The organism is Isoptericola sp. b515 (assembly GCF_030588125.1).
Classification (GTDB): domain Bacteria; phylum Actinomycetota; class Actinomycetes; order Actinomycetales; family Cellulomonadaceae; genus Isoptericola; species Isoptericola sediminis.
This window is the reverse complement of record NZ_JAUQYR010000002.1, coordinates 65,414-91,014: the sequence shown is the minus strand read 5'-3', so window position 1 is coordinate 91,014 and position 25,601 is coordinate 65,414. Positions and strand designations below refer to the sequence as shown.

General features: G+C 71.9%; 20 protein-coding genes. 7 read left to right on the top strand and 13 right to left on the bottom strand.

All coding sequences use genetic code 11. The annotated features are described in order from the left end of the window. Position 1: 1 nt before the first annotated feature. The 3 genes from Q6350_RS06165 (at position 2) to Q6350_RS06155 (ending at position 3,455) form a co-directional block, all read left to right on the top strand. The gene (locus Q6350_RS06165) at positions 2-865 is read left to right on the top strand and encodes an RDD family protein (RefSeq protein ID WP_304603340.1); all 864 of its coding nucleotides are present in this window, start codon (positions 2-4) and stop codon (positions 863-865) included. Positions 866-960: 95 nt separating this feature from the next. Then, complete coding sequence (locus Q6350_RS06160) at positions 961-1,872, top strand: ABC transporter ATP-binding protein (protein ID WP_305065789.1); 912 nt, start codon at positions 961-963, stop codon at positions 1,870-1,872. Continuing rightward, positions 1,869-3,455: an ABC transporter permease gene (locus Q6350_RS06155; protein ID WP_305065788.1), complete on the top strand. Its 1,587-nt coding sequence runs from the start codon at positions 1,869-1,871 to the stop codon at positions 3,453-3,455. The genes Q6350_RS06160 and Q6350_RS06155 overlap by 4 nt, the downstream gene beginning before the upstream one ends. A 3-nt stretch (positions 3,456-3,458) precedes the next feature. Here the strand turns inward: Q6350_RS06155 and ahcY are convergent, their stop codons facing one another. Continuing rightward, positions 3,459-4,991 carry an adenosylhomocysteinase gene (gene ahcY, locus Q6350_RS06150; RefSeq protein WP_304603337.1) on the bottom strand — a complete coding sequence of 511 codons (1,533 nt, stop codon included), beginning with the start codon at positions 4,989-4,991 and terminating at the stop codon, positions 3,459-3,461. A 185-nt stretch (positions 4,992-5,176) separates the two neighbouring features. On the opposite strand from ahcY, the gene tagD reads away from it, so the two are divergent. Together tagD and Q6350_RS06140 are read left to right on the top strand one after the other, a co-directional pair. Beyond that, a complete protein-coding gene (tagD, locus tag Q6350_RS06145; RefSeq protein WP_305065787.1) occupies positions 5,177-5,569 on the top strand; it encodes a glycerol-3-phosphate cytidylyltransferase in 393 nt (130 codons plus the stop codon). 64 nt (positions 5,570-5,633) lie between these two features. Further along, entirely contained in the window at positions 5,634-6,884 is a 1,251-nt protein-coding gene (locus Q6350_RS06140; RefSeq protein WP_305065786.1) for an acyltransferase, read from the top strand. 86 nt (positions 6,885-6,970) lie between these two features. On the opposite strand, the gene Q6350_RS06135 is transcribed toward Q6350_RS06140, so the two are convergent. The 3 genes from Q6350_RS06135 to Q6350_RS06125 all read right to left on the bottom strand — a co-directional run bounded on the left by Q6350_RS06135 (position 6,971) and on the right by Q6350_RS06125 (position 10,108). Continuing rightward, positions 6,971-7,897, bottom strand: coding sequence for a glycine betaine ABC transporter substrate-binding protein (locus tag Q6350_RS06135; protein WP_171247379.1), 927 nt, complete (start codon positions 7,895-7,897; stop codon positions 6,971-6,973). A gap of 124 nt (positions 7,898-8,021) precedes the next feature. Beyond that, positions 8,022-8,915 (bottom strand): proline/glycine betaine ABC transporter permease, encoded by an 894-nt coding sequence (locus tag Q6350_RS06130; protein ID WP_304603335.1) that lies wholly within the window; start codon positions 8,913-8,915, stop codon positions 8,022-8,024. After that, complete coding sequence (locus tag Q6350_RS06125; RefSeq protein ID WP_305065785.1) at positions 8,915-10,108, bottom strand: glycine betaine/L-proline ABC transporter ATP-binding protein; 1,194 nt, start codon at positions 10,106-10,108, stop codon at positions 8,915-8,917. The genes Q6350_RS06130 and Q6350_RS06125 overlap by 1 nt, the downstream gene beginning before the upstream one ends. A 405-nt stretch (positions 10,109-10,513) precedes the next feature. Between Q6350_RS06125 and Q6350_RS06120 the strand changes: the two genes are divergently transcribed. Both Q6350_RS06120 and Q6350_RS06115 read left to right on the top strand, forming a co-directional pair. Beyond that, positions 10,514-11,179, top strand: coding sequence for a YoaK family protein (locus tag Q6350_RS06120; RefSeq protein WP_305065784.1), 666 nt, complete (start codon positions 10,514-10,516; stop codon positions 11,177-11,179). Next, a complete protein-coding gene (locus tag Q6350_RS06115; RefSeq protein ID WP_305065783.1) occupies positions 11,176-12,963 on the top strand; it encodes a gamma-glutamyltransferase family protein in 1,788 nt (595 codons plus the stop codon). The genes Q6350_RS06120 and Q6350_RS06115 overlap by 4 nt, the downstream gene beginning before the upstream one ends. Before the next feature lie 16 nt (positions 12,964-12,979). On the opposite strand, the gene Q6350_RS06110 is transcribed toward Q6350_RS06115, so the two are convergent. The 9 genes from Q6350_RS06110 to Q6350_RS06070 form a co-directional block, all read right to left on the bottom strand. After that, positions 12,980-14,248: a glycosyl transferase gene (locus tag Q6350_RS06110; RefSeq protein WP_305065782.1), complete on the bottom strand. Its 1,269-nt coding sequence runs from the start codon at positions 14,246-14,248 to the stop codon at positions 12,980-12,982. An 80-nt stretch (positions 14,249-14,328) separates the two neighbouring features. After that, on the bottom strand, positions 14,329-15,489 hold the full coding sequence (locus Q6350_RS06105; protein WP_305065781.1) for a hypothetical protein: 1,161 nt from the start codon (positions 15,487-15,489) through the stop codon (positions 14,329-14,331). Between the two features lie 7 nt (positions 15,490-15,496). Beyond that, a complete protein-coding gene (locus tag Q6350_RS06100; protein ID WP_305065780.1) occupies positions 15,497-16,594 on the bottom strand; it encodes a sulfotransferase family 2 domain-containing protein in 1,098 nt (365 codons plus the stop codon). 65 nt (positions 16,595-16,659) lie between these two features. Beyond that, positions 16,660-18,213, bottom strand: coding sequence for a glycosyltransferase (locus tag Q6350_RS06095; RefSeq protein ID WP_305065779.1), 1,554 nt, complete (start codon positions 18,211-18,213; stop codon positions 16,660-16,662). Then, positions 18,206-21,589 carry a CDP-glycerol glycerophosphotransferase family protein gene (locus tag Q6350_RS06090; RefSeq protein WP_305065778.1) on the bottom strand — a complete coding sequence of 1,128 codons (3,384 nt, stop codon included), beginning with the start codon at positions 21,587-21,589 and terminating at the stop codon, positions 18,206-18,208. The genes Q6350_RS06095 and Q6350_RS06090 overlap by 8 nt, the downstream gene beginning before the upstream one ends. A 136-nt stretch (positions 21,590-21,725) precedes the next feature. Further along, a complete protein-coding gene (locus Q6350_RS06085; protein WP_305065777.1) occupies positions 21,726-22,445 on the bottom strand; it encodes a sulfotransferase family 2 domain-containing protein in 720 nt (239 codons plus the stop codon). An 11-nt stretch (positions 22,446-22,456) separates the two neighbouring features. Next, complete coding sequence (cysN, locus tag Q6350_RS06080) at positions 22,457-23,767, bottom strand: sulfate adenylyltransferase subunit CysN (protein ID WP_305065776.1); 1,311 nt, start codon at positions 23,765-23,767, stop codon at positions 22,457-22,459. A gap of 3 nt (positions 23,768-23,770) precedes the next feature. Beyond that, positions 23,771-24,673: a sulfate adenylyltransferase subunit CysD gene (cysD, locus tag Q6350_RS06075; RefSeq protein WP_304603329.1), complete on the bottom strand. Its 903-nt coding sequence runs from the start codon at positions 24,671-24,673 to the stop codon at positions 23,771-23,773. Then, a complete protein-coding gene (locus Q6350_RS06070; RefSeq protein WP_304607774.1) occupies positions 24,670-25,554 on the bottom strand; it encodes an inositol monophosphatase family protein in 885 nt (294 codons plus the stop codon). The genes cysD and Q6350_RS06070 overlap by 4 nt, the downstream gene beginning before the upstream one ends. Between the last annotated feature and the right edge of the window lie 47 nt (positions 25,555-25,601).

The window sequence follows — 25,601 nt, the reverse complement described above, 5'->3', positions numbered from 1 at the left end:
TGTGGCGACGCACCGAGCGGACGGAAGCACCGTGACCGACGGCATCCTCATCGGCGAGGGCGTGCTGCTCGACGCCCGGCCGGCCTCGTTCGCCTCCCGGTCGGCGGGGGCGCTCGTCGACGTGGCGGTGACGATCGGCGGGCTCGTGCTGGCGGTCTGGGTCGTCACGGGGATCCTCGTCTGGCAGTCCGACGTCGCGGCGGCGTCGCAGTGGGGACGGGCAGCCGTGATCGCGATCGTCGTGCTGCTGCTCGTCGTGCTGCCGACCACCGTGGAGACGCTCACGCGCGGACGGTCGCTGGGCAAGCTCGCCGCAGGGCTGCGCGTGGTGCGTGACGACGGCGGTCCGGTCCGGGTGCGACACGCGCTGGTGCGGTCCCTGGTGGGGGTCTTCGAGATCTGGCTGACGGCCGGCTCGGTCGCGGTGATCACGTCGCTGGCGAACCCCCGCGGCAAGCGGCTCGGCGACCTCCTGGCCGGCACCTACGCCGTCCGGGTCCGCGGTGCGCGCAGCTGGGAGCAGCCGCTGGTCATGTCTCCCGCCCTGGCCACCTGGGCCCGCACGGCCGACATCCGCCGCCTGCCCGACGGCCTGGCGCTGCGCGCCCGGCAGGTGCTCGACCGCGCGCCCCGGCTGGCCCCGGCGTCACGCGCGCGGCTGACCGACGAGCTGGCCGCCCAGATGGAGGCCTACGTGGCCCCGGGGCCGCCGTCCGGCACCCCGGCCGAGTCGTTCCTGCACGCGGTGCTCCACGAGCGCCGCGACCGGGAGCTGGCACGGGGCCGCCAGGAGCAGGAACGGGCGACGGCGCAGGCGGCGTCCCTGCACCGGCTGCCCTACGGCGTCCCCGACCCCCGGAACTGATCCGGCCCGGCACCCGCCTCCGACCTGGGCGAGCGCGCCGCGCCGGGAGTACCGTCGCTGACAAGCGAGCAGTGACCGACAGGCGAGGAGCAGGCGTGTCCGACCCCGTGCTCGACATCTCCGGGCTCGTCAAGACGTTCGGCTCGTTCCGCGCGCTCGACGGGCTGGACCTCCGCCTCGACGCCGGGGAGGTGCGCGGGTTCCTCGGGCCCAACGGCGCCGGGAAGACCACGACCCTCCGTGTCGTGCTCGGCATGATCCGCGCCTCGGGAGGGACGGTGCGGCTCTTCGGCCAGGACCCGTGGCGCCGGGCGGTACGCCTGCACCGGCGGCTCACCTACGTGCCGGGTGACGTCGCCCTGTGGCCCGGGCTGACCGGCGGGCAGTGCATCGACGTGCTCGGCGCGTCCGGGCCGCCGCTGGACCCGGCGCGGCGCGCCGAGCTCGTCGAACGGTTCGACCTCGACCCCACCAAGCGGGTGCGCGACTACTCCCGCGGGAACCGGCAGAAGGTCGCCCTCGTCGCCGCACTCTCCGCACGGGCCGACCTCTTCGTGCTCGACGAGCCCACGGCCGGCCTGGACCCGTTGATGGACGAGGTCTTCCGCGAGTGCGTCACCGAACGGGTGTCCGACGGCGCCGCGGTGCTGCTGAGCAGCCACATCCTGTCCGAGGTCGAGGCGCTGTGCTCGACGGTCACGATCATCCGGCGCGGGCGGACCGTCAAGGCCGGGTCCGTCGCCGAGCTGCGGGGACTCGCCCGCACCACGGTGCGCGCGGTCGTCCCGGGAACCCCGCCCGACCTCGACCGGTTCGACCTCCACGACCTCAAGGTCGCCCCCGTGTCCGACGGCGGGGCGGGACACGAGATCACCTTCACCGTCGAGCCCGCGGAGCTGGACCGCGTGCTGCGCCCGCTCGTCGACGGGGGGCTCCGGGGGCTCACGGTCCGTCCGCCCAGCCTGGACGAGCTGTTCCTGTCCGAGTACGACGAGGCCCCGGCATGACGTCACGCACCGGCCAGGGCCTGGGCACGGTGCTGCGGCTCCAGCTGCGCACCGGCTGGAAGGCCCTGCTGGCCTGGATCGGCGGCCTCGTCGGCACCTACGTCGCGACGATCGCCGCCATCGAGACCAGCTACGGGACCCCGGAACAGCTCGCGACCTACGACGCCACCGTGGGCTCGGACCCCACGATGGCGGCGATCAACGGCACGCCGTACGGCGCAGACACCCTCGGCGGCGTGGCCGCCAACGAGTTCGCGTTCATCGCCGGCATCGCCGTGCCGCTGATGGGCCTGCTGCTCGTCGCCCGCTCGACGCGGGCCGCCGAGGAGGACGGGCTGCTCGAGCTGCTGCGGTCGCGGGCGATCGGCTCCCGGGCGCCCTGGGTGGCGGCGATGGTCGTCACGACGACGGCGCTGGTGCTGGTGGGCCTCAGCCTGGTCGCCGCGCTCCTGGCCTACGACGTCGACCTCGCCGGCGCGGCCCTCTACGGAGCCTCCGTCACCGCCCTGGGGCTCGTCTTCGCCGGGGTCGCGATGCTCGCCGGCCAGCTCCTGCGTCGGTCCGCCGGCGTCGTCGCCGTCGGTGTCGCCACGCTGCTCGTCGCCTTCGTCCTCCGTGCGGTCGGCGACGTCGAGGACAACGGCTGGAAGTGGCTGTCCCCGCTCGCCTGGCAGCAGGAGACCCGGCCCTTCACCGACGACCCGCGGGTCTGGCCCCTGCTCCTCGAGCTCGGCACCGCTGCGGTGCTGGTCGCGGCCGGGCTGGTGCTGGTCGGCCGCCGCGACCTCGGCAGCGCGGTCGTGCCCAGCCGTCCCGGCCCGGCGTCCGCCCGGTGGTTCCTGACGTCCGGGCCCGGCCTGGCGCTCCGCCAGCACGGCGCCGCGCTGCTCGCCTGGACGGCGGGCTCCGTCCTCGTCGGCGCACTGCTGGGCGTCTTCACCGACGACATCGCCGACATCGTCGCGGCCAACCCGGACCTGACGGTCACGGTGTGGCCGGGCGCCGCCGCCGACCCGACGAGCTGGTACGTGTCGTTCACGCTGGTGATGGTCATGCTCATGGCGTTCGGGGCGTCCGCGCAGGTCCTGGCTCGGACGCGGCGGGAGGAGACCCGCGGCCGGCTGGAGGCACTCCTGGCCCTGGCGGTGCGCCGCACCACCTGGCTCGGCACGCACGCCGCCGTCGCCGTGCTCGGCGGTGCCCTCGTCGCGCTGGCGGGCGGGGCCGCCCTGGCGGTGAGCACGGCACGAGCGACCGGTGACGACGCCGGCACCCTGGTGGCGACGGTCCAGTTCCTGCCGGCGGTGGTCGCGATCGCCGCGCTGGGGGTGGCCCTGTTCGGCCTGGTCCCCCGGGCCCTGGCGCTGGTCTGGGTCGCGATCGCCTACGTCGCCGTCGTGGAGACGCTCGGCGAGACCCTGCGGATGCCGGACGCCGCGATGGAGGTCTCCCCGCTGCGCGCCATCGGTGCGCTGCCCGCCGAGGACCCCTCCGGCACCGGGCTGCTGGTGGTCGGGGCCGTCGCGGTGGCGCTGCTCATCGCCGGTCTGGCCGGCTTCCGCCACCGCGACGTGCCCCGCTGAGGCTCAGTACCGGTAGTGCTCCGGCTTGTACGGCCCCTCGACCGGGACGCCGATGTAGTCGGCCTGCTCCTTGCTGAGGTCGGTCAGTCGGACGCCGAGCGCGTCCAGGTGCAGCCGCGCGACCTTCTCGTCGAGCGCCTTGGGCAGCCGGTAGACCTGGCGGGCGTACTGGCGCTCGTCGGCCGGACGGGCCATGTCGGCGAACAGCTCGAGCTGTCCGATGACCTGGTTGGCGAACGAGTTCGACATGACGAACGAGGGGTGGCCGGTGGCGTTGCCCAGGTTGAGCAGCCGCCCCTCGGAGAGCACGATGACCGACCGCTCGGCACGACCCTCGGCGGCCGGCAGCGTCCACTCGTGCACCTGGGGCTTGATCTCGGTCTTGACCACGCCCGGCACGGCCGCGAGGCCGGTCATGTCGATCTCGTTGTCGAAGTGGCCAATGTTGCCGACCACGGCCTTGTCCTTCATCGCCAGCATGTGCTCGACCCGGATGACGTCCTTGTTGCCGGTGGTGGTGACGAAGAAGTCCGCCTCGCCCACGACGTCCTCGAGCCGCGCGACCTGGAACCCGTCCATCGCGGCCTGCAGCGCGCAGATGGGGTCGACCTCGGAGACGATGACCCGGGCGCCCTGGCCGCGGAAGGCCTCGGCGGCGCCCTTGCCGACGTCACCGTAGCCGGCGACGAAGGCGACCTTGCCGCCGATGAGGATGTCCGTGGCGCGGTTGATGCCGTCCGGCAGCGAGTGGCGGATGCCGTACTTGTTGTCGAACTTGGACTTGGTCACCGAGTCGTTGACGTTGATCGCCGGGAACAGCAGCTCGCCGGAGTCCGCCAGGTGGTAGAGGCGGTGCACACCGGTCGTGGTCTCCTCGGTGACACCCCCGATCTGCTCGGCGACGCCGGTCCAGCGCAGGGGGTCGATCTCGAGGTCGCGGCGCAGGAGGTCCCGCACGACGTTCATCTCGTGCGTGTGGTCCGGCTCCCCGGGCAGCGTGTTCGGCGGCACGGCGCCGATGCGCTCGTACTGGAGGCCGAGGTGGACCAGCAGGGTCGCGTCCCCGCCGTCGTCGAGGATCAGGTTCGGGCCCTCGCCCTCGGGCCACACCAGGATCTGCTGGGTGCAGTCCCAGTACTCCTCGAGCGTCTCGCCCTTCCAGGCGAAGACGGGCACGCCCCGCGGGTCCTCCGGGGTGCCGTCGGGGCCGACGACGACGGCGGCCGCCGCCTCGTCCTGGGTGCTGAAGATGTTGCAGCTCGCCCAGCGCACCTCGGCGCCGAGCGCGGTCAGCGTCTCGATGAGCACGGCGGTCTGCACGGTCATGTGCAGAGACCCGGCGATGCGGGCGCCGGCCAGCGGCCGCGCCTCGCCGTACTCGGCGCGCAGCGCCATGAGGCCGGGCATCTCGTGCTCGGCGAGCCGGATCTGGTGCCGGCCGGACTCCGCCAGCGCGAGCGAGCGGACCTTGTAGCGGCCCGGCACCTCGTCGAAGCCGGCGGCCGGTCGGCCGGTGGTCGCAGCGGTGTCGGTCATGGGTGCCCTCCTGGGACGTCGTGGGTCTCGTGTCGCGCGCTGGGGGCTCCCGTCGGCGCTGGTCCCAGCCTAGCGGCGGGTCCGGGCACGCCGTCGGCGGAACGCCGCGGCGACGGCGCCCCGGCGTAGGATGAACGATCGGCGACAGGTCAGTGTCGCGACGACATCGACGCGAGGAACGAGGCATGAAGCGAGTCATCACCTACGGCACCTACGACCTGCTGCACTACGGGCACATCGAGCTGCTCCGGCGCGCCCGCGCGCTCGGCGACTACCTGATCGTCGCCCTGTCGACGGACGAGTTCAACGCGGGCAAGGGGAAGAAGTCGTACTTCTCCTTCGAGGAGCGCCGCCGGATGCTGGAGGCGATCCGGCACGTCGACCTGGTCATCCCGGAGCGCACCTGGGAGCAGAAGGCGGACGACATCCAGATGTACCACGTCGACACCTTCGTCATCGGGGACGACTGGACCGGGAAGTTCGACGAGCTCAAGTCGGTCTGCGAGGTCGTCTACCTCGAGAGGACGCCGGAGATCTCCACGACGCAGATCAAGGCGGGGCTCGCCGGCAAGAGCTGACGCGTCGACGCAGGTCGGACCGCACGAGTGGATCGTTATCAAAACGTGACCTAGAGTCCCGGGGATGGTTTCGAGCACCCACACGGCACCGCGCATGCACCTCCTGGACGTGCTGCGCTTCGGAGCGGCGCTGGCCGTGGTGCTCTACCACTTCACCGCGACACCGACGGCGGACCGGTACTGGGGCGTCGACGTCTCCGTCCTCTTCGCGGGCGTCAACGAGGTCACCCGGTACGGCTGGCTCGCCGTCGAGGCGTTCTTCGTCATCAGCGGTTTCGCGATCCTGTGGAGCGTCCAGGGACGGACGCTCGCCCAATTCACCGGCTCCCGCGTCGGTCGCCTTTATCCGGCGTTCTGGGCCTGCGTGGCCGCCACCGCCGTGCTGCAGAGCCTCTGGGACGGCGGACGTCACCTGAGCGCGGCCGAGACCCTCGCGAACGCGACGATGGCGCCCGACCTCTTCGGCGCCGAACCCTCCCAGGTCGTCTACTGGACGCTGCTGGTCGAGCTGAAGTTCTACCTGCTCATCGGCGTCGCGCTCGCCGTCGGTCCCCTGACCCGCGGCCGGGCGATCGCGCTGGCCCTCGGCTGGCCCGCCGTCGGGATGGTGATCAGCGGTCTGGGCTACCCCTGGCTGGCCGAGCTCCTGTCCGCCCGGCACGCCGTCTACTTCGGCATCGGGATGCTGCTGTTCGTGCTCTGGCGGGACCTGACCGGCCGCAGCGAGGAGCCCTCCGTCGGACGACGTGCCACGTCGACCCGGGCGGTCGGCGCGGCCCTCGCCGTCCTCGTCGTCGCCGGGGCGGAGCGGGTGGTGCACGCCGCCGGGCTCGCCACCGAGCTGCAGGGCGTCGAGGTGGACCCCGTGGTCTCCGTCGGCGTCCTCCTGGCAGGCATCGCCCTCGTCGCCGCCGCCACCCATCCGCGCGCCACCCTGCGCCACCGTGGCGCGGCGTCGGCGTGCGTCACCGCCGGCGCGCTGACGTACCCCCTGTACCTGGTGCACACGCAGTTCGGGTGGGCCGTCACCGAGTGGCTGAGCACGGCCGGCGTCGGCACCTGGCCGACCCTCGCCGCCGCCGTCGGCGTCTCCCTCCTGCTGGCCGCCGCGATCCATCACGGGGTCGAGCAGCCGTCCTCCCGGCCCCTGCGCCGTGCGGTCACCGAGCGCCTGCAGGACGCGGCCCCGCTCGCTCGCCCGGCCCTGCCGGACGATGGACGTCCCACGCCGCCCGGGGGCGCGGCGCACGACCACGGTCGCGTGGTCGCCGGCACGACCGCCGGGACGGCGCCGCTGCACGCGATGCTGCGCTGAGGGTGCCCGCACGACGCGGCGCCCGCCCCGGCGGACCGGGACGGGCGCTGCGGTGCCCGACGTCGTCGGGCGGTGACGTGGAGGCGTCAGCTGTCGATCGAACCGACGGCGTCCCCGTTCTCCTCGAGCCAGGCCTCGACACCGGCGGCCGGGTCGTCCGGGTTGTCGTTGACGACGGAGTTCTCGAGCGTGCCGAACTGCTCGTCGTCCAGCGTCATGCCGCCGATCCAGTCAGCGACCTCGGGGTACTCGTCGGAGAACCCTTCGGTGGCGAGGAAGTGCAGGCCCTCGGAGTCGCCGAGCGCACCCTCCGGGTCCTCGAGGTCCTTGACCGGGTAGGCGGAGTTCGCCCAGAACGGCCGCCACAGCGTGACGACGATGTCCTCCTCGTTCTCCGTGGCCTGCTCCAGCTCCGTGAGCATCGCCGTGGTGGAGGACTCCTGCAGGGTGTAGCCGGCCTCGTCCAGACCGTAGGTCGGGATGACCGACTCCTTGGTCACGCGGGTCAGGCCGGCACCGGGCTCGATGCCCACGATGGTGCTGTCGAACATGTCCGCGTTGTCCGCGAGCTCGTCGATCGAGTCGATGTCCGTGTACTCCGGCACGGCGAAGGTCAGCTTCGCGTTGTCGTAGTACGTCGAGAGGTCCTCGATGGAGCCCTCGTACTGCTCCATGTAGTCCGCGTGGGTGACCTCGGGCCAGGCCGACGGGTAGATGTCGACGTCGCCGTCGGCCAGGGCGGTGTACAGCACACCGGCCTCGCTGATCTCCTGGTGCTCGACCGTGTAGCCGGCCTCGGTCAGCTTCGCGTCGAGCAGGTAGGCGGTGCTCAGACCGTCGGTCCAGGCCGGGATGTAGCCCAGCGTGATGGTGCCCTTGTCGCCGCCCTCGGCGGAGGACTCCTCGCCGGAGCCGCTGCCGTCGTCGGAGCTGCAGGCGGCCAGGGTCAGGCCGAGCGCCGCGACGGAGGCGAAGGCGACGCCGTGGCGAAGATGCTTGCGATGGGTGCTCATGTGATGAGTTCCTTCCGTGTCGGGGGACGAGGTCCCCGGTCAGGGACGGTGTCCCGTGACGTGTGCGTCCCGGGCGGGACTGTCCTGCCCGGGCAGGACGTGCAGGGGTTCTGGGGGTGAGGGATCAGACCGTGGCGGGGGCGGCCCGGCGGTTGCGCACCATGGACACCAGCGAACGCCCCGTGGGCTGGCCGATCGCACCGGTCACCCGGTCGAGGAAGATCGCCAGGATCACGACCGACAGACCGGCCTCGAAGCCGAGGGCGACGTCGATGCGGGAGATCGAGGACACGACCTGCTGGCCGAGGCCACCGGCGCCGACCAGGCCGGCCACGACGGCCATCGACAGGGCCAGCATGATGACCTGGTTGACGCCGGCCATGATCGTGGGCAGGCCCAGCGGGAGCTGGATCCCGCGCAGGATCTGCCAGGGCGTGCCACCGAAGGCCTCGCCGGCCTCGACGGTCTCGGAGTCCACCCCGCGGATACCGAGCTCGGTGAGCCGGACCCCCGGGGGCAGGGCGAAGACGATCGTGGCGAACACGCCGGCCGCCACGCCGATGCCGAAGAAGATGACGACCGGCACGAGGTAGACGAAAGCAGGCATCGTCTGCATGAAGTCGAGGATCGGCTTGACCACCGTGCTCACGCTGTCGCTGCGGGCGGCCAGGATGCCCACCGGCACGGCGATGACCACGGCGATCGTGGTGGCCACCAGCACCAGGGCGAGCGTCTCCATGGCCGGCTCCCACATGTCCATGCTCACGATGAGCAGGGTGCCGAGCAGGGTGAAGAGCGCCAGGCCCCACGACCGCACCAGCAGCGCCAGCACGGTGAAGATCGCGACCCCCACCAGCGGCGGCCACGAGAGCAGGAGCTCGGTGATCGTGTCGACGAACGTGAACAGGAAGGTGCTGATCCCGTCCAGCACCCCGCCGAAGTTGTCGGTGATCCAGTCGATCCCGTCCTCGACGGCGTTGCCGACCGGGATGTTGGGGACGGCGGACATCGGGGTCATCACTTCGCTCCTGCCGGGTCGAGAACGGGCTCACCGTCGGCGGGGCCGTCGCCCTCGCGCTCGACGGACTCGTCGAGGTCGTCGGTGGTGGGTCCGGACAGCGCGCTGAGCAGCGTCACCCGCGGGATGATGCCCTGCAGGCGGCGGTTCTCGTCGACGACGGCCAGCGGGGCCTTGCTGGCCGCGGCGTGGTGGAACAGCTCGGCCAGCGGCGTGTCGGTGCCGACCTCGGCCACCTCCATGTCGCTGAGGGGCAGCCGGTCGCTCCCGGCCCGGACCGCCTCCGCGACGTCGTCCTCCCACACGATCCCCTGCACGCGCCGGTCGCGGCCGGTCACGAGCAGCGAGGAGGTCTGGTGCTCGCGCATCAGCTTGTGGGCAGCCTTCGGGCCGGACTCGCTGCCCACGACGGCGACGGGACGCTCCATCACCGCGCCGGCGCTGAGCACGCGGCTGCGGTCCACGTCCGCGACGAACTGGGCCACGTAGTCGTTGGCCGGCTCGTTGAGGATCTCCTCGGAGGTGCCGATCTGGACGACCCGGCCGTCGCGCATCATCGCGATGCGGTCGCCGAGACGCATCGCCTCGTTGAGGTCGTGCGTGATGAACAGGATCGTCTTGCCCAGCTCGGCCTGCAGCTCGAGGAGCTGGTCCTGCATCTCCTTGCGGATCAGCGGGTCGAGGGCGCTGAACGCCTCGTCCATCAGCATCACGTCGGTGCCGGCCGCGAGCGCACGGGCCAGGCCGACGCGCTGGCGCATGCCGCCCGAGAGCTGGCTGGGCATGGACGCGCCCCAGCCTCCGAGGCCCACCATGCCGAGGGCCTCCTCGGCCTTGGCCTCGCGCTCGGCCTTGTTCACGCCGCGCAGCGTCAGCGGGTAGGCGGCGTTCTCGCCGACGGTGCGGTGCGGCAGCAGGGCGAAGTGCTGGAACACCATCGACACCTTGCTGCGACGCACGTCGCGCAGGCCGTTCTTGGACAGGTGGGTGACGTCCTGCCCGTCGATCGTGATGACGCCGTCGGTCGGCTCGAGCAGGCCGTTGACCATGCGGATCAACGTCGACTTACCGGAACCGGACAGACCCATGACGACGAAGATCTCGCCGGGCTTCACGTCGAAGGTGGCGTCGATGACCGCGGCGGTCAGTCCCTCCTTGCGGAGCTGATCGCGGTCCGCGCCCTCTTTCAGCATCCGGACACCGCGTTGCGGTCGGCGCCCGAAGATCTTTGTCAGGCCACTTGCCTCGATGGCTGGCACAATTCTCCCTGGTCAGGGGGCATTTACTGGTCGTCGGACTCGGCCGGGGCCAGGCCCGTGCAGGCTGCGACCACCGGCTCGTCGGGCCGGTCGGTCACGAGTCGACACTCACGCACTACCCATCACACTAAGCGATATCTCGCGGGGACCGGCGGGGACCCCTGGAGCGGGCCGATGATCTTTATCACGATGTGTACCAATTTGTTATCGAGATGTGATCTGGCGCGCCTCGGGACAAGACATATCGGAAACATGGGCGCCCTTTGACCGGTGAGCGGCCTCACGATGATCCGGTCGGCCGTGTGCTCGACGTGCCCGCGTCGGGCCTAGGGTGGCGGCGTGCCTCGCGACCACCTCCATCTCGGCCTCATGCTCGCCCTGACGTTCTCCACGGGGATCGCGGACGCCGTCGGCTTTCTCGGCCTCGACCGCGTCTTCACCGGCAACATGACGGGGAACGTGGTCATCCTCGGCATGGGCGTCGCCGGCGCCGACGACCTCCCCGTCGTCGGCCCGCTGCTGGCGTTCGTCACCTTCCTCGCGGGCGCCGGGCTCGGCGGTCTGGTGCTGCGCGCCGACGACGTCGGGTGGTCCGGACGCACGACGGCCTGCTTCGGCGCGGTCGGCGCGGTGCTCGTCGCCCTGACCGTGCTGCTCGGCGTCCACGACACCGACATGCCGCACGGCGTCCAGCTCACGGTCACCGGGATGCTGGCGGGCGCGATGGGTCTCCAGGCCGCCGCGGCCCGACACCTCGCGGTCAAGGAGATCACCACCGTGGTGGTCACGAGTGCCATCACCGGGCTGGCCATGGACTCGCGACTCGTCGGGGGCCACGGACGTCACGTCGGCCGCCGGGTCGCGGCGATCGTCCTGCTCGGGGCCGGCGCCGGTGTCGGCGCCGCGCTGCTGCAGATCCACCTCGCCCTCGGCGTCGCCGTCAGCGCAGTGATCGCGCTGGCCGTGACCGTCGTCGGACACCTTCGCGGACGGGAGACCGCATGACCTTCACCCCACCACCCGACTCGACCACCCGGCCCGACCTGCAGGGCACGTTCGGGATGGCCGCCTCCACGCACTGGCTGGCCACCGCGAGCGCCCAGTCGGTGCTGGAGCGGGACGGCAACGCCTTCGACGCCGCCTGCGCGGCGGCGTTCGTCCTGCACGTCGTCGAGCCGCACCTCAACGGACCCGGCGGCGACCTCGTCGGCCTGTTCAGCACCGCCGACGAACCCGACGACCCCCGCGTCCTCATGGGGCAGGGCCCGGCACCGGCGGGCGCCACGATCGACCACTACCGCGACACCGAGGGGCTCGACCTCGTCCCCGGCTCCGGGGCTCTGGCCGCCGCCGTCCCGGCCGCGGTCGACGCCTGGCTGGTGCTGCTGCGCGACCACGGCACCTGGACCGTGCGCGACGTGCTGGCCTACGCCGTCGGCTACGCCCGCGACGGCCACCCCGTGCTGCCGGCCGTGGCCGCGACCGTCGAACGGGTCAGCGGACTCTTCGCCGAGCACTGGCCGACGTCGGCGGCGCGGTGGATGCCGGACGGCCGTCCGCCGCGCGCCGGCGAGACGATCACGAACCCCGCCTACGCCGCGCTGCTGGAGCAGCTCGGCGACGCCGCCGACGGCGCACCCTCCCGAGGCGCCGGGGTCGAGGCCGCGCGCGCCGCCTGGCGGGAGATCGTCGGACCGGCCGTGGAGGAGTTCGTCGCGACGCCGCACCGGCACGCCGACGGGCGCGACCACGCCGGCGTGATGACGGCGGCCGACGTCGCGGGGTCGTGGGCGGGCTACGAGCAGCCCACGACGACGGAGTTCCGGGGCCGCACGATCGTCAAGACGGGCGCCTGGGGCCAGGGGCCCGTGCTGCTGCAGGCGCTGCGCCTGCTGGACGGCTTCGAGGACGAGCGCCTGGACGTGGCCACCGAGCTCGGCGCGCACACGGTGCTCGAGACGCTCAAGCTGGCCCTCGCCGACCGGGACGCCTGGTACGGCGACACGGACGTGCCACTGGACCACCTGCTGTCCGCCGCCTACGCGGCGGACCGTCGTGCACTCGTCGGCGACCGGGCCTCGCACGAGCTGCGGCCGGGCAGCGTCCCGGGGCGCACCGCTCCCCCGCTCCCGCCGCTGCGCACGGCCGGGGTCGCCGCCTCGGGCACCGGCGAACCGACCGTCCAGGTGAACGGCACCACCCGCGGCGACACCTGCCACCTCGACGTCGTCGACCGGTGGGGCAACATGATCAGCGCCACCCCCTCCGGGGGCTGGCTGCAGTCCTCCCCCACCATCCCGGCGCTCGGCTTCTGCCTCGGCACCCGGCTGCAGATGACCTGGCTGGACGAGTCCTCGCCGTCCCGGCTCGCCCCCGGCGTGCGGCCGCGCACGACGCTGTCGCCCACCCTCGTGCTCGACGGCGGCCTGCCGGTCATGGCCTGCGGCACGCCGGGCGGCGACCAGCAGGACCAGTGGCAGCTGCCGTTCCTGCTGCGCGTGCTGGTGGGCGGGTACACCCCGCAGGAGGCGATCGACGCCCCGACGCTGCACACCACCTCGATGGCCGACTCGTTCTGGCCCCGCGCCTGGACACCGGGCGGTGCCGTCGTCGAGTCGCGGCTCGGCGCCGACGTGATCGACGGGCTCGCACGGCGCGGCCACGTGCTCACCGAGGCGGGGCCGTGGTCGCTGGGCCGGCTGTCCGCGGTGACCCGGGACGCCGCCGGTGGCCTGCTCGGTGCCGCCGCCAACCCGCGCGGCGCACAGGGCTACGCGACGGGGCGGTGACCCCGGGGCCGGGTGGTCATCCGGCGTCCCGCCGGGCGGCGAGACGTGCCAGCTCGGCCTCGTGCCGGTCGATCGCCTCCTCGCAGGCGGTCACGAAACGTGCGAGCGACGCACCCGGCGTCACGTCACCGAGGTAGTACTCGACGAGCCGACGCCGCTCCTCGCGGTGGGGGTCGTCCAGCGCCTCACGGCGGAGCAGCTCGGTGACACCGTCGACGTCGTCCACACCCAGGCGCGGTGCCACCCCCAGCAGCGGGGTGGAGGCGACGGCCGCCCAGGGAGCCGCGACGTCGGTCACCACCAGCGGGCGCACGGTGGGCAACCACTCCGTCGCGGCGGCGGAGATGTCGCAGACCAGGACGTCCGCCTCGTCGAAGGTGGCCGCCAGCTCACCGTCCGTCCGGACGCCGTGCCCGGCCTCGGGGTCGGACGCCCGGGCCGCAGCAATGATCTCGCGAACCTCCACGTCGCCCCGGCCGTAGACCGACGACCGCACACCGGTCAGCGGGTGGGGCCGATACAGCAGACGCAGGTGCGGGTCGTTCACCACCGCCTGTGCGAGCTGCGGACCGAGCACGTCGAGCGACCCGTAGGCGACCGACGGGTTCGCGCCCTCCCAGGTCGGGGCGTACAGGACGGTGGTGCGCCCCGTGTCCGGCCGGCCGGTCCGCGGGGGGCCCAGGACGTCGAGCTGGGGACGGCCGACCCGGACGCACCGCGCGGCGGCGTCGAAATAGGGCAGGTTGCGGTCGAACCGGTCGACGGCCGCCTGACCCGCCACGAAGACGAGGTCGTAGGCCTTGTGCTGGTTGGAGACGGAGACGGTCTTGTCGGAGTCCCCGTGCAGCAGCGAGACGTGGATCAGACCGCCGAAGCTGAGCATGGTGAAGTTCTGGGGGCTGTGGTTGACGTACAGGGCGAGCCGCACGTCGCTGCCGGTGAGGATCTCGTCCAGCGTGGCGTGCTGCGCCACCGTGACCACACGCAGGGACGTCTCCGACCGCAGCAGACGTGCCGTCCGTGAGTCACCGGTGATCACCACGAGCGGGACCCGCCGCTGCAGGGCCGCGAAGGCGGTGTACCACTGCCTGATCTGGTACATGCTCTGCGGCGGGTCGCCGAAGAAGACCACCGCCCGGGCGGACAGGGTGGTGCCCTGCAGGGCCTCGTCCTCCCCCAGCCCGTCGGGGACCCCACCCGGCAGGATGCCGAAGCGCCGGATGAGTCGACCCCCGGCGGACCGCACCGTGCGCCGCAGTCCCGCTCCCCGTCCCACGCCGGCCATCCGTCCACCCTTCCACCGGTCCGCGCCTTCCGCCTGCCCCAGGCCGCTCGTCACATCATAGGGAGTACGCCCCGCCGGGCTCAGCCCTTGGCCGCCCGGGCCGCCTTGTTCGCCGTGCGACGCGTGTGCCGGAGCTGTGCGGCCACGAGGTCGAGCGCCAGGTCCAGGACCTCGCTGTCGGGGACGGCGTCCGGGTGGACGGCCGACTCCGGCAGCCGCGACGACACGAGGTCGGCGTAGTCGCCGTGCACGGTGTACCCGGCCGCGCGCAGCCGCTCGACCGACCGTTCCGAGCGTTCGCGCACGGCGGCGATCGTCTCGGGCGACATCGTGATCCGTCCGCCGCGACGCTTGAGCAGCATGCCGTGCGCCAGGTGCTTCTGGATCCAGCGCCGCGGACCGTTCCAGTTCGGTGGTTCGGCGTCGATCGCCTCGAGCAGACGCGGGCCGGCCAGCTGCAGGAGCCGCGCCGCCTCGACGCTGAGCGACTCGCGGGCGAACTCCACGTCGGTCGAGCACCAGTCGGGTTCGATCCCGCAGGCACTCGCGAACCGGCTCCACAACGTCCCGGGAGGCGCGCCCCGCGGGGGGACGGTCACCAGGTGAACACGTTCGGGCGGGATCCCCGGCGCCCACCGGTCCAGCACCTCGGCCGGGTCCAGGATCGACCAGCCCCAGCGGAAGTCCGGGCGCTCCATCTTGACGGCGAACTCGTCGATCTGGGTGGAGTCACCGAGCTTGAGGGTCTCCTGCCACGCGGCGGGCACCTGGTCCACGAGGTCCCGGACCGTCATGACGAGATGCAGCTCACGCCCCTGCTGGAGCCGCTCGAGCGTCTCGGCGGTCCGGGCGCTGTCGGCCATCGGGAACCACTCGTTGCTGAGGATCGCCGGGCCGTCCCAGCGATCCATCTCGGCGAGGGCGTCCTGCCAGACCGCGTGGTGCCGGCTGGACTCGCCCTCGCGCATCCCGATCGCGGCCAGCGCGTGGTCGTTGGCACGTTGACCGGGCAGGAGGACGCCGTGCCCGGCCAACCGCTCCTTGTTGGCGAACAGGACCGTCTGGAGGAACGTCGTCCCGGTCTTGGGGGCACCCAGGTGGAGCGTCGTCCGTCGCTCGCCGGAGGCGGTGGGCGGCGCGGACCCCGGCTGTGACGGCATCGGGGACTGCTCGCCGCTCGCGGGTGCGCCCAGGCCCAGTCGACGGGCGGCACGACGCAGGATGCGGGGTCGATCGCTCATGGCCCTGTCACGCCCCTGGTCCGCGGGTGAGGGTCCGGCGCACGCGCGAGGCAGCGGCACGCGGCAGCCCCCGCAACGTCCGACGATCCAGTGCGGCCTCGAGCTCCGCCACCCGACCGGTCAGGCGGTCGATGCGCCGCTGGTCGGCACGCCGCGCGCGCTCGAGCTCGCGCACCGTTGCCTGCAGCACCTCGGCGCCGTGCGCGAGGTCGGCGATCCGCTGGCCCGCTGCCACCCTGCCGGCGATGTCCCGGTAGGCCTCCGGCGCCCACGTCGGGTCCTTGGCGAGCACCGTCCCGAAGTCCCAGAGGTGTCCGAACCGTGCCAGGTCGGCGGCATAGACACGGTCGAGGACGTCCACGACCTCCGGTGTGAACACGCGGCCGGCGACCGACAGCGGGGTCTCGTTCTCCCGGGTCAGCTCGTGGTCGCCCGGGAGCCCCTGGGCGACGAGGTGCTCACGCAGGTCGTCGAGCAGCAGCCCGAGCCCGGAGGTCTCGTAGAGGTGGCTGTAGGGGACGACCGACTCGTGCAACAGGTCGGTCTGGGGCCGGAAGTGCGTGTCCGCGAGGAGGTCGGCGCCGTCCGTGCCCTCGAGCTCGCGGACGAACGCTCCGAAGTCGTCGACCACGTCCTGCGCGTCCCGCGGGACCCGCGGTAGCCAGGGGGCGTCACGGAACTTGTGCCACGTGTGCCGCGGGTTGCCCACGAGGAACTTCGACTGCCAGGCCGACCAGACGCGCAGCCGGGGGTCCCGGATCACGCCGAACACGAACCAACCGTTGTCGGGAGAGATCTCCGCGAGCTCCTCGGCACCGAGGTCGGACAGCTTGGGGACGTCCACCCAGGAGGCCCGGCGATGGATCGTCTGCTGTCTGGTCGGTGCGAGTCCCAGCACGGAGTGGAACGTGTCCGGGTCCTGCCCGCTCAGCTCGGCCGTGAGCCACTTGAGGCTCGTGCTGGCATTCTTCGAGACGTTGACGAAGACGACCTTGCAGCCCGGGACGACCATCGAGTTCCACACACGCCCGGCGCGGAGAGCGTCCTGGGGACGCGGCGTGGCGAGCTCGACGCGTCCTCGCTGCTGAGCGCTGCGCACTGACATCTGGACTTCACTCCTCTGGCACGACCGTCCTGAGGACGACCGGATTGGTGCGGGCGGTGGTCAGGTTACGGCACGGACCGCCCCGGCCTCGCCCCGTCGGCGGACGACGACGTCGGACGTCCGGCGGGAGGTGTCGCGTCGACGTCGTGCAGCAGGCGCCGCCAGCGCCTCCTGATCGCGGCGGGGCGGAAGCGCACCTGGACGAAGCGGGCGCGGAACCCCATCAGCCGCCGCCGCAGCGGGTGCGACAGCAGCCACGACACGCGCTCCGCCATGGCCTCGACGTCGCCGTCCGGCACGAGGAAGCCGTCCCGGCCGGGTGTGATGAGGTCGGACGGGCCGTACTTGTAGGCGTAGGAGACGACCGGGACGCCGGCGGACATCGCATCGATCACCGACAGGCCGAACCCTTCGCTCTCGGAGGCCGACAGGCCGACGGCGCCCGAGCGCAGCGCCGCCGGGACGTCGCTCGTGTGGCCCTCGAAGACGACGCGGTCGGCGATCCCCAGGTCTCGGGCCAGCTCGCGCAGGCCCGGCAGCTCGGGGCCCGCACCCCACACGTGCAGCTCGGCCGCCGGGTGGTCGACGACCACCCGCGCCATGGCGCGGATCATGTGGTCGACCCGTTTGAGACCCACGAGCCGGGTCGCGACGACGACCCGCTGGTCCTGCCGGCCCTGCGCCCGCCAGAACCAGGCGGGCCGGACAGGATGAGGGATGACGCGGAGCCCGGACTCGTCGTAGTGCTCACGCACGTCCCGGGCCTGCTCCTCGGTGAGGACCACCGTGGCCGCATGGCTGTCCATCCGCCCGAGGGCGTTCCCGTTGTACGGCTTGACCCGGTGCGGGTCGTCGTAGGGCGGCAGCAGGTGGGTGCTGTGGATCGGCACGACCACCCGGTGCCGGGAGTCCAGCAGCTCGTTGCGCAGCAGGTAGCGGTCGAAGTTCCGGTCCTCGACGAAGAAGACGACCCGGTCCCCGGCCTCCCCGAACGAGGCCAGCCAGCGGCGGAACAACGTCCCCTCCGGCACCACCTCGCCCGCGGTGTCGAAGGGCCCGCCCTCGACCCGGAGGGCCCGGCCCCCGTCCTCGTCCACGTGGAGCGTCGCGTAGACGCGTGCACCGTCGGCCAGGTAGTCGCGGCGGACCACCGTGCCGTCCTCGACCGTGTTGCGCAGCCGGAGCCGGCCGCCGTGGTCGAAGAACTCCGACTCCACCACCTGACCGGACCGCCGCACGTCACGGCGATGGAGGGACCGGTCGTCCCGGGTCCGGTAGACGACCTCGTGCCCCTCGTCGACGTGCTCCACCCACCGTCGCGGCCCCCTGCGGACGGCGTCTCGGGGTGGGGTGAACCTGCGCACGTCGTCGTTGCGGTAGACCGGCTCGTCCGCGAGGTCCTCGAAGAAGTTCCGCAGCGACACCGAGGCGGGGAGGTCGACCCGCTCCGCCCACTCACGGAAGATCAGGTCGTACTCCATGCGGAAGTTCGTGGTGAGGATCCAGCTCTCCCGCGCCTCGCCCGCCAGCAGGGCGGCGCGCAGGAACGTCGCCATGGTGCGGCCGCCGGAGGTCGGGCTGAAGGACACCGCGAGGTGGGCGAGGACGCGCCTAGTCATGGCGCCGCGCCGGAGCTCCGAAGACCTGGTCGACGACGCGGCCGCTGGCGTCGCCGTCGTCGAGGCCGCAGTAGGTGCGCCGGAACCCCTGGACCCGCTCACGGTGGGCGGCCTCCACGACGTCGAGGTTCGCGAGCGCGTCGGCGAGCTCGTCGGTCGTCCGGACGATCGGCCCGGGCACGGACTCCTCGTAGTCGAGGTAGAACCCGCGCAGCTCCGATCGGTACGTCTCCAGGTCGTACGCGAAGAAGATCATCGGACGCTCGAGCACCGCGTAGTCGAAGAACACGGACGAGTAGTCCGTGACGAGCACGTCCGCCAGCAGCAGGAGCTCCTGGACGTCCGGGTAGCGGGAGACGTCGTGCACGAAACCCGACGACCGGTGCCGGGCCGGCAACGGGTTGCGGACCAGCGGGTGGAAGCGCACGAGCAGCACGTAGTCGTCGCCGAGCCGCTCCTGCATCAGGTCCAGGTCCAGCTCGACCTCCTGGCGCCAGTACCGGCCGTCGCGCTTGTCGTCGCGGAAGGTGGGGGCGTAGAGCACGACCTTGCGACCGTCGTCCGGCAGGCCGATCCGTGTCCGGGCCAGCGCGGCACGCTCGTCCCGGTCGGGCCGGCTCAACGGGTCGTTCCGCGGGTAGCCGGCCTCGAGCACCGGCCCGTCGAACCGGAACGCGCTGCGGAAGGCCTCCGTGGCGTAGCGGCTCGGCGAGAGCAGCGTGGTCCAGTAGCTCGTGAGGCGGGCCGCCTTGACGTGGTAGTCGGCGTCACGGCCCGCCATGACCGGCACGTCGTGCTGCATCTTCTTCAGCGGGGTCCCGTGCCAGGTCTGCAGGTAGTGGGTCCGACGCCCCGGTCGCAGGTCGGGGTTCATGTTCTGGTTGGTGATCCAGTACCGCGCCCGGGAGGCGATCCACCAGTACGTCGGCGAGAGCCGCACGATCTTCCGGGTCCCCGGGTCCGTGAACCGTACGGTGGTGCTGCTCGCCCAGACGAGCCGCAGGCCGTGCTCACGGCGGAGCAGCTCCTCGTAGATGTAGCGCGGCGAGTCGCCGTAGCTCGCGCCGCGATCGCTCTCGAAGAGGACGACGTTCGACCGCGGCAGCAGCCGGACCACCCGGTTCATCGCCCGCATCGACGGGAAGTAGCGCTCACCGGAGCGATAGGCGCGCCAGAACCGCTGCGCGCGCTCGCTGTTGCGGACGCGCTCCGCGGCGACGCGCGGGTTCCAGGCGCGGCGCACGACGCGCTCGATCCGTTCGCAGTTGCGCTGGTCACGATGGGTCAGGAACGCCCGCGACCTGCTGACGTACTCGTCCTCGATCGTGAGGCCACGGTCGAGCGCCTCCGAGATCTCGGAGAGAAGGGCCTCGCCGGTGGTCGCGATCGGGCCGGGCAGCGCCTCGTCGAAGTCGATGTGAGGTGCCCGGCCGCCCGTCAGCACCTCGCGGTCGAACTGGAAGTACAGGACGGGACGCTCGAGGTAGGAGAAGTCCCACGCCACGCTCGAGTAGTCGGTGATGAGCATCGCCGACGACTTCAGCAGGTGCTGGACGTCGACCTCGTCCTGGCGCACGAGCGTGACGCCCGGGAGATCGAAGTGGGCGGCGTGGTGCCGCATGTTGGGATGCAGCACGAACGTGATCCCCACGCCGGCCGCCCGGGTGAGCCGGGCGAGCTCGTCCGAGGCCAGCAGGTCGTGCCAGCTGCGGTAGTACCTGCTCTCCAGGAACCGGCTCTCCCGGGCGAGACCCTCGCGCCAGGTCGGCATGATCAGGATCGTGCGCTGCTTCTCCACGTCGTCGGCGAAGAGCGCGTCGAACCGCGCGAACCCCGTCACGGAGACCTGGTGGGGCCGGTAGCCGTAGTCCTCGACCACGATCCTCTTCTCGAGGTCCGAGGTGACGAGGAACCGTTCCGTGGGGCGCTCCTGGGACGTCTGGCGCCCGTACACGGGGACCACGTTCTTCTGGGCCGTGGGACCGTGCTGGAGAAAGACCCGGACGCCCCGCACCCACCGGTCGAGACGGGCGTCACGGGTGGGCAGCAGGTACTCCGAGTGGTGGGACCCGACGAGGCGCGAGGCCAGGACGGAGTAGAGGATGTGCCGCCGCGAGTGCTGCAGGACGACGTTGCCGAGCGCCTCGACCTTCGGCCGGTCCGGCGAGTCGGGGGTGATGACGTAGAACGCGCGCCGTCGCGGGTGCCGCGTCCGCAGGTGCTCGAAGAGGCGAAACCCGTTGTCCTGAGCCTTGTACGGGACCTCGCCGACCAGCCAGATCCGCGTGAACGGCTTGGCGAGCGGCGCCAGCCAGCCGAACCGCATGGCCCGGAGCAGGTATCGGTGCTCCTCCGGGGTGAAGCGGTCCACGCGGAAGCTGAGGTTCTCGGCCCGATAGGTCCGGTAGGGCACCAGATGATGGACGTGCCCGTCGCGGTGGGCCCACCGTGCCGCGAGGACGCGCCGTCCGGTGTCCTCGGGCACGGCCAGGCGACGTTCGACCAGCAACCCGTTGCCGTCGTCCACGACGTAGCAGATGTCGATCGTCTGCTCGTCCGCCGGCAGGGCACGGACGACCTCGCCGACATCCACGGTGCCGGCGGCACGCTGCACCAGGAGGCCGCCCCGGGCCTCGACCGCGGCCTCGTCCGTGACGAGCGTCATGGGCATCTCGACCCGGCTCTGCGTCTCGCGCCCGAGGGCCACGAGCCGGGCTCGAGCTGCTGTGCGGTCCTGGCAGGTGATCTCCAGGTCGACCTCGAGCATGCCCTCGACGTCCTCGATCCGCCGCGTCGTCACGTCGAAACGTCGTGGTGCGTGCCGCCCCTGGCCCATGACCACGCTGAGGTTCCCGCGATCGGTCACGTCGAGGACGAAGCTGGTCCCGCCCGCGGTCGTGCGCGCCTGACCGGGTGCTCGACGGGTGACGGCGAAGCGGCCCACCCGCTCGGGAGGGAATCCCCCACTGGGAGGCCGCGCGTCAGCGGTGGCGTCGTCGTCCTCGGGCGCGACGGGCACCATCTCCAGCCACAGGTCCACGATGTCGGACGGCGGCTCACCCGTGTCGCCCGCGGTCGCCGCGGCGATCTCCCCGAGGTCGATGTCCGCCTCGAACCCCTCGGCCACGTCGCAGGCGTACCGGAAGGTCCGCGACGTGCCACGGAGCTCGGCCAGGACGGCGGCAGGCCTCCTGCCCTTGCGCCGGATCGTCCCGGCGACGTGCAGGCGGCCGGCGTCGAGCGTGACGGAGACCTCGGCCTTGGCAGGACGGTGAGGAGCGGGCCGCCCGCCGAGCACCGGACGGAGCCTCTCCTTGACTCCCTCGGGCAGCACCCCGCCGACGACCTTCCGCACACGCCGGCGCAGACTCGACATCACTCCACAGCTCCCGAACCCCTAGTCACGGACATCGACCTGGTCGACATCATCTCAGCGTGGACGCCCCCGGGACATCCGCGTGCGCGACGTCACCCCGTGCCCGCGTCGGCGGGCACGGGGCGACGACGCGCGTTCAGAGCCGCTCGGCCAGCCGAGCGAACCCGCGTGAGGCCCGGTCCGCCACGCGAGACGCCATGCTCTGTCCCGCGGCAGGTGCCTCGAGGCCCTGCTCGCCGTAGCCGAAACGGGCGAAGTCGTCCGCGTAGAACTGGCGCAGGCGCTCCTCCAGCCCGTCGGACACCTCGACGTCCTTGCTGGAGATCCCCCGGGTCTTCTCGCTCGTCCGGACCCGCGCGACCTCGGTCGGCACGCCGAGGTCGTGACGTCTGTTGAGATCCTCCAACGCGGCGTCGAGCCCGTCCTCGAGACGGTAGACCTGCGCCTCGTCCACGAGGAACTGCACCTGCGGCCGGATGTGGTTGTCGTGCACGAACGGGTTCCGGGCGTAACGACGGAAGCTCTGTTCGGCCCAGGCCTCCACCGCCTCGGCACTGGTCGACAGCTCCTGCTTGTGCCGCATGACGTACTCGGACCGGAACCGCATGAGCGGGTCACGGACGACGGCGAACACGGCGTCGAAGCGTCCGATCCGGAACGTCTGCCTCAGCAGGTCCCCGTGCATGTGCTGCGGCGTGCAGGTGCGCAGGTAGTTGGGCTTGTCCTTGCCCATCCTGCCGTCGTGGTACGTCATCTTCCAGCCGTCGGCCAGGAAGTGCTTCTCCACGGCGGAGCCACCGGTCTTCGGCACGTGGACGAACAGGACATTGCGACCGTCCTTGGTGAAAACGGGCATGACCGTCCCCGTCAGGCGGAGTGCGGCAGTCCGCCGACCATGCCGGCCGCGACCGTCTTGTTGGTCGACTCGTCCACCAGGATGAAGGACCCGGTCTGCGGGTTCTGCTGGTACGGGTCGACGAACAGGGGCTGCGTCACCCGGAGCTGGATGCGGCCGATCTCGTTGAGCTTGATCTCGGTCGCCTCCTCGTCGCGGTGCAGCGTGTTGACGTCGACGCGGTAGTTGATGTCCTTGACCATGGCCCGCGCCCACCGCGTGGTGTGCTTGATCGCGTACTTCTTGCCCTTGGCCAGCGACGACTCGGAGTCCATCCAGCAGATCTGCGCGTCGATGTTCTGCAGCGCCGCCGGCGTGTTGTTCGGCCGCGCGATCATGTCCCCACGGGAGATGTCGATCTCGTCCGCGAGGCGGACGGTCACGGCCATCGGGGGGTAGGCCTCCTCGACCGGACCGTCGGCGGTGTCGATCGCCTCGATGGTCGTCTCGAGACCGGCCGGCAGCGCGACGACCTTGTCACCGGGCTTCATGACGCCGGACGCGACCGTGCCCGCGTACCCGCGGTAGTCACGGGCGTCGTGCGACTGCGGCCGGATCACGTACTGGACGGGGAACCGGACGTCCATGAGGTTGCGGTCCGAGGCGACGTGCAGCCGCTCGAGGTGGCTGAGCAGCGCCGGCCCGTCGTACCAGGGGGTGTTCTCCGAACGGTTGACGACGTTGTCGCCCTCCAGCGCGGAGATCGGGATGAACGTCAGGTCCGGGACACGCAGGCGGGACGCGAACTCCGTGAAGTCGCGGCGGATGCTCTCGAACACCTCCTCGTCGTAGTCGACGAGGTCCATCTTGTTCACGCAGACCACGATGTGCGGCACCCCGAGCAACGTCGCCAGGAACGTGTGCCGACGGGACTGCTCGATGACGCCCTTGCGCGCGTCGACGAGGATCAGCGCGACATCGGCGGTCGAGGCGCCCGTGACCATGTTCCGGGTGTACTGGATGTGCCCCGGGGTGTCGGCGATGATGAACTTGCGCTTCGGCGTCGCGAAGTAGCGGTACGCGACGTCGATCGTGATGCCCTGCTCCCGCTCGGCGCGCAGGCCGTCGGTGAGGAGGGCGAGGTCGGTGTAGTCGTTGCCGCGGTCCTTCGAGACCTGCTCCACCGAGTCCAGCTGGTCCTCGAAGATCGTCTTCGAGTCGAACAGCAGCCGGCCGATGAGGGTCGACTTGCCGTCGTCGACGGACCCGGCCGTCGCGAACCGGAGCAGGTCGATGGAGCCGTCGGTCAGAGCCTCGGCGGTGGTGTTGTCGGTCGTGGTCATGGCTTAGAAGTAGCCCTCTCGCTTGCGGTCCTCCATCGCGGCCTCGCTCACCTTGTCGTCGCCACGCGTGGCGCCGCGCTCGGTGATCCGGACGGCCGCGACCTCCTCGACGATGGCCTCGAGGGTGGTCGCCTTCGACTCGACGGCGGCCGTCAGGTTGGCGTCACCGACCGTGCGGTAGCGCACGGACCGGACCTCGGAGGTCTCCCCCTCCTTGAGGGGCGTGAACTCGTTGACGACGAACAGCATGCCGTCGCGCTCCACGACCTCGCGCTCCTGGGCGAGGTAGAGGTCCGGGATGTCGATCTGCTCGGCCGCGATGTAGGACCAGATGTCCAGCTCGGTCCAGTTGGACAGCGGGAAGACCCGGATCGACTCGCCCTGGTGGACCCGGCCGTTGTACAGGCTCCAGATCTCGGGGCGCTGGTTCTTCGGGTCCCACTGACCGAAGTCGTCGCGGAACGAGAAGACGCGCTCCTTGGCCCGCGCCTTCTCCTCGTCGCGACGGCCACCGCCGAACGCGGCGTCGAAACCGTGCTTCTCGACGGCCTCCAGCAGCACCGGCGTCTGGATGCGGTTGCGCGAGCCGTTCGGCTCCTCCTGGACCAGGCCGCGGTCGATCGCGTCCTGCACGGAGGCGACGACGAGCTGGATCCCGAGGTTCTCCACCCAGCGGTCACGGCAGTCGAGCACGGTCTGGAAGTTCAGACCGGTGTCGACGTGCATGATCGGGAACGGGATGCGCGCCGGGGCGAAGGCCTTCGCCGCCATGTGCAGCATCACGATGGAGTCCTTGCCGCCGGAGAACAGCAGGACGGGACGCTGCATCTCCGCCGCCACCTCCCGGAAGACATGGATGCTCTCCGCTTCGAGGCTGCGGAGCTGGCTCAGGACGTGGGACGTCACGACTGGGCACCTTCCTTGATCGCCACGCCGACCTCCTGCAGCGCCGCGCGCAGGTGCGCGGTCAGGGCCGGGTGGCACACGAACAGATCGGGGAGCCAGGGATCCTGGCGGTTGTACTCGAGCGGGGAGCCGTCGAGCCGGGTCGCCGTGTGGCCGGCGGCCAGCGCGACACCGACGGGCGCCGCCGAGTCCCACTCGTATTGTCCACCACCGTGGACGTAGGCATCGACCGTGCCGTCGACGGCAGAGACCACCTTGACGCCGGCCGAGCCCATCGGCACCAGCTCGACGTCGTCGCGCCGGGCGAGGTCGGCGACGAACTGCGGGGGCCGGGAGCGGCTGGCGGCGATGCGGAGCGGGCGATCGCCCGCCAGGACCGCCTCGGCGGCCTCGTCCAGGTCCTTGGCCGACGAAGGCGTCACCGTCGTGTGCACGACCTGACGGGCCGGCAGCGCGACGGCGGCTGCCGCGAGACCTCCGGGACCGGCGGTGGCGTCCTCCTGGCCGCGCACCCAGAGGGCGACGTGCACGGCGAAGTCGTCGCGCCACGAGCCGTCCTCGGTGCGCTCGGCGAACTCCCGGGTGCCGTCCAGCGGGTCGATGATCCAGACCCGGTCGGCGTCGAGCCGAGCCGCGCCGTCCTTCGCCTCCTCGGACAGGACCGCATCCTCCGGGCGGGCGTGCGTCAGGGCGGCGGCCAGCCAGCTCTGGGCGGCCGCGTCGCCGGCGTTCTTCAGCTCCCGGGGGTCGAACTCGCCCCCGGCGGCGTCGACGTCGGCGCGCAGCGAGAGCAGCACCCGTCCCGCCTTCTCGGCCAGAGCGGCGGCCAGATCGCCGTCGCCCGTCGTCGGGTCAGGAAGCGCCGGTGATGGCGTGGTCATCGAGCTCCTCGTGTCTCGGGGCTTGGCACGCGACGGGCCAAGGACTC

Bases quoted from the DNA above. Each gene is read 5' to 3' on its own strand.
- cysN (WP_305065776.1), bottom strand. From the start codon at position 23,767: ATGACCACGACCGACAACACCACCGCCGAGGCTCTGACCGACGGCTCC.
- tagD (WP_305065787.1), top strand. From the start codon at position 5,177: ATGAAGCGAGTCATCACCTACGGCACCTACGACCTGCTGCACTACGGG.
- Q6350_RS06100 (WP_305065780.1), bottom strand. From the start codon at position 16,594: ATGTCAGTGCGCAGCGCTCAGCAGCGAGGACGCGTCGAGCTCGCCACG.
- Q6350_RS06155 (WP_305065788.1), top strand. From the start codon at position 1,869: ATGACGTCACGCACCGGCCAGGGCCTGGGCACGGTGCTGCGGCTCCAG.
- Q6350_RS06070 (WP_304607774.1), bottom strand. From the start codon at position 25,554: ATGACCACGCCATCACCGGCGCTTCCTGACCCGACGACGGGCGACGGC.
- Q6350_RS06110 (WP_305065782.1), bottom strand. From the start codon at position 14,248: ATGGCCGGCGTGGGACGGGGAGCGGGACTGCGGCGCACGGTGCGGTCC.
- Q6350_RS06140 (WP_305065786.1), top strand. From the start codon at position 5,634: ATGGTTTCGAGCACCCACACGGCACCGCGCATGCACCTCCTGGACGTG.
- Q6350_RS06085 (WP_305065777.1), bottom strand. From the start codon at position 22,445: ATGCCCGTTTTCACCAAGGACGGTCGCAATGTCCTGTTCGTCCACGTG.
- Q6350_RS06130 (WP_304603335.1), bottom strand. From the start codon at position 8,915: ATGACCCCGATGTCCGCCGTCCCCAACATCCCGGTCGGCAACGCCGTC.
- Q6350_RS06135 (WP_171247379.1), bottom strand. From the start codon at position 7,897: ATGAGCACCCATCGCAAGCATCTTCGCCACGGCGTCGCCTTCGCCTCC.
- Q6350_RS06125 (WP_305065785.1), bottom strand. From the start codon at position 10,108: ATGCTGAAAGAGGGCGCGGACCGCGATCAGCTCCGCAAGGAGGGACTG.
- Q6350_RS06115 (WP_305065783.1), top strand. From the start codon at position 11,176: ATGACCTTCACCCCACCACCCGACTCGACCACCCGGCCCGACCTGCAG.
- Q6350_RS06105 (WP_305065781.1), bottom strand. From the start codon at position 15,489: ATGAGCGATCGACCCCGCATCCTGCGTCGTGCCGCCCGTCGACTGGGC.
- Q6350_RS06095 (WP_305065779.1), bottom strand. From the start codon at position 18,213: ATGACTAGGCGCGTCCTCGCCCACCTCGCGGTGTCCTTCAGCCCGACC.
- ahcY (WP_304603337.1), bottom strand. From the start codon at position 4,991: ATGACCGACACCGCTGCGACCACCGGCCGACCGGCCGCCGGCTTCGAC.
- Q6350_RS06090 (WP_305065778.1), bottom strand. From the start codon at position 21,589: ATGTCGAGTCTGCGCCGGCGTGTGCGGAAGGTCGTCGGCGGGGTGCTG.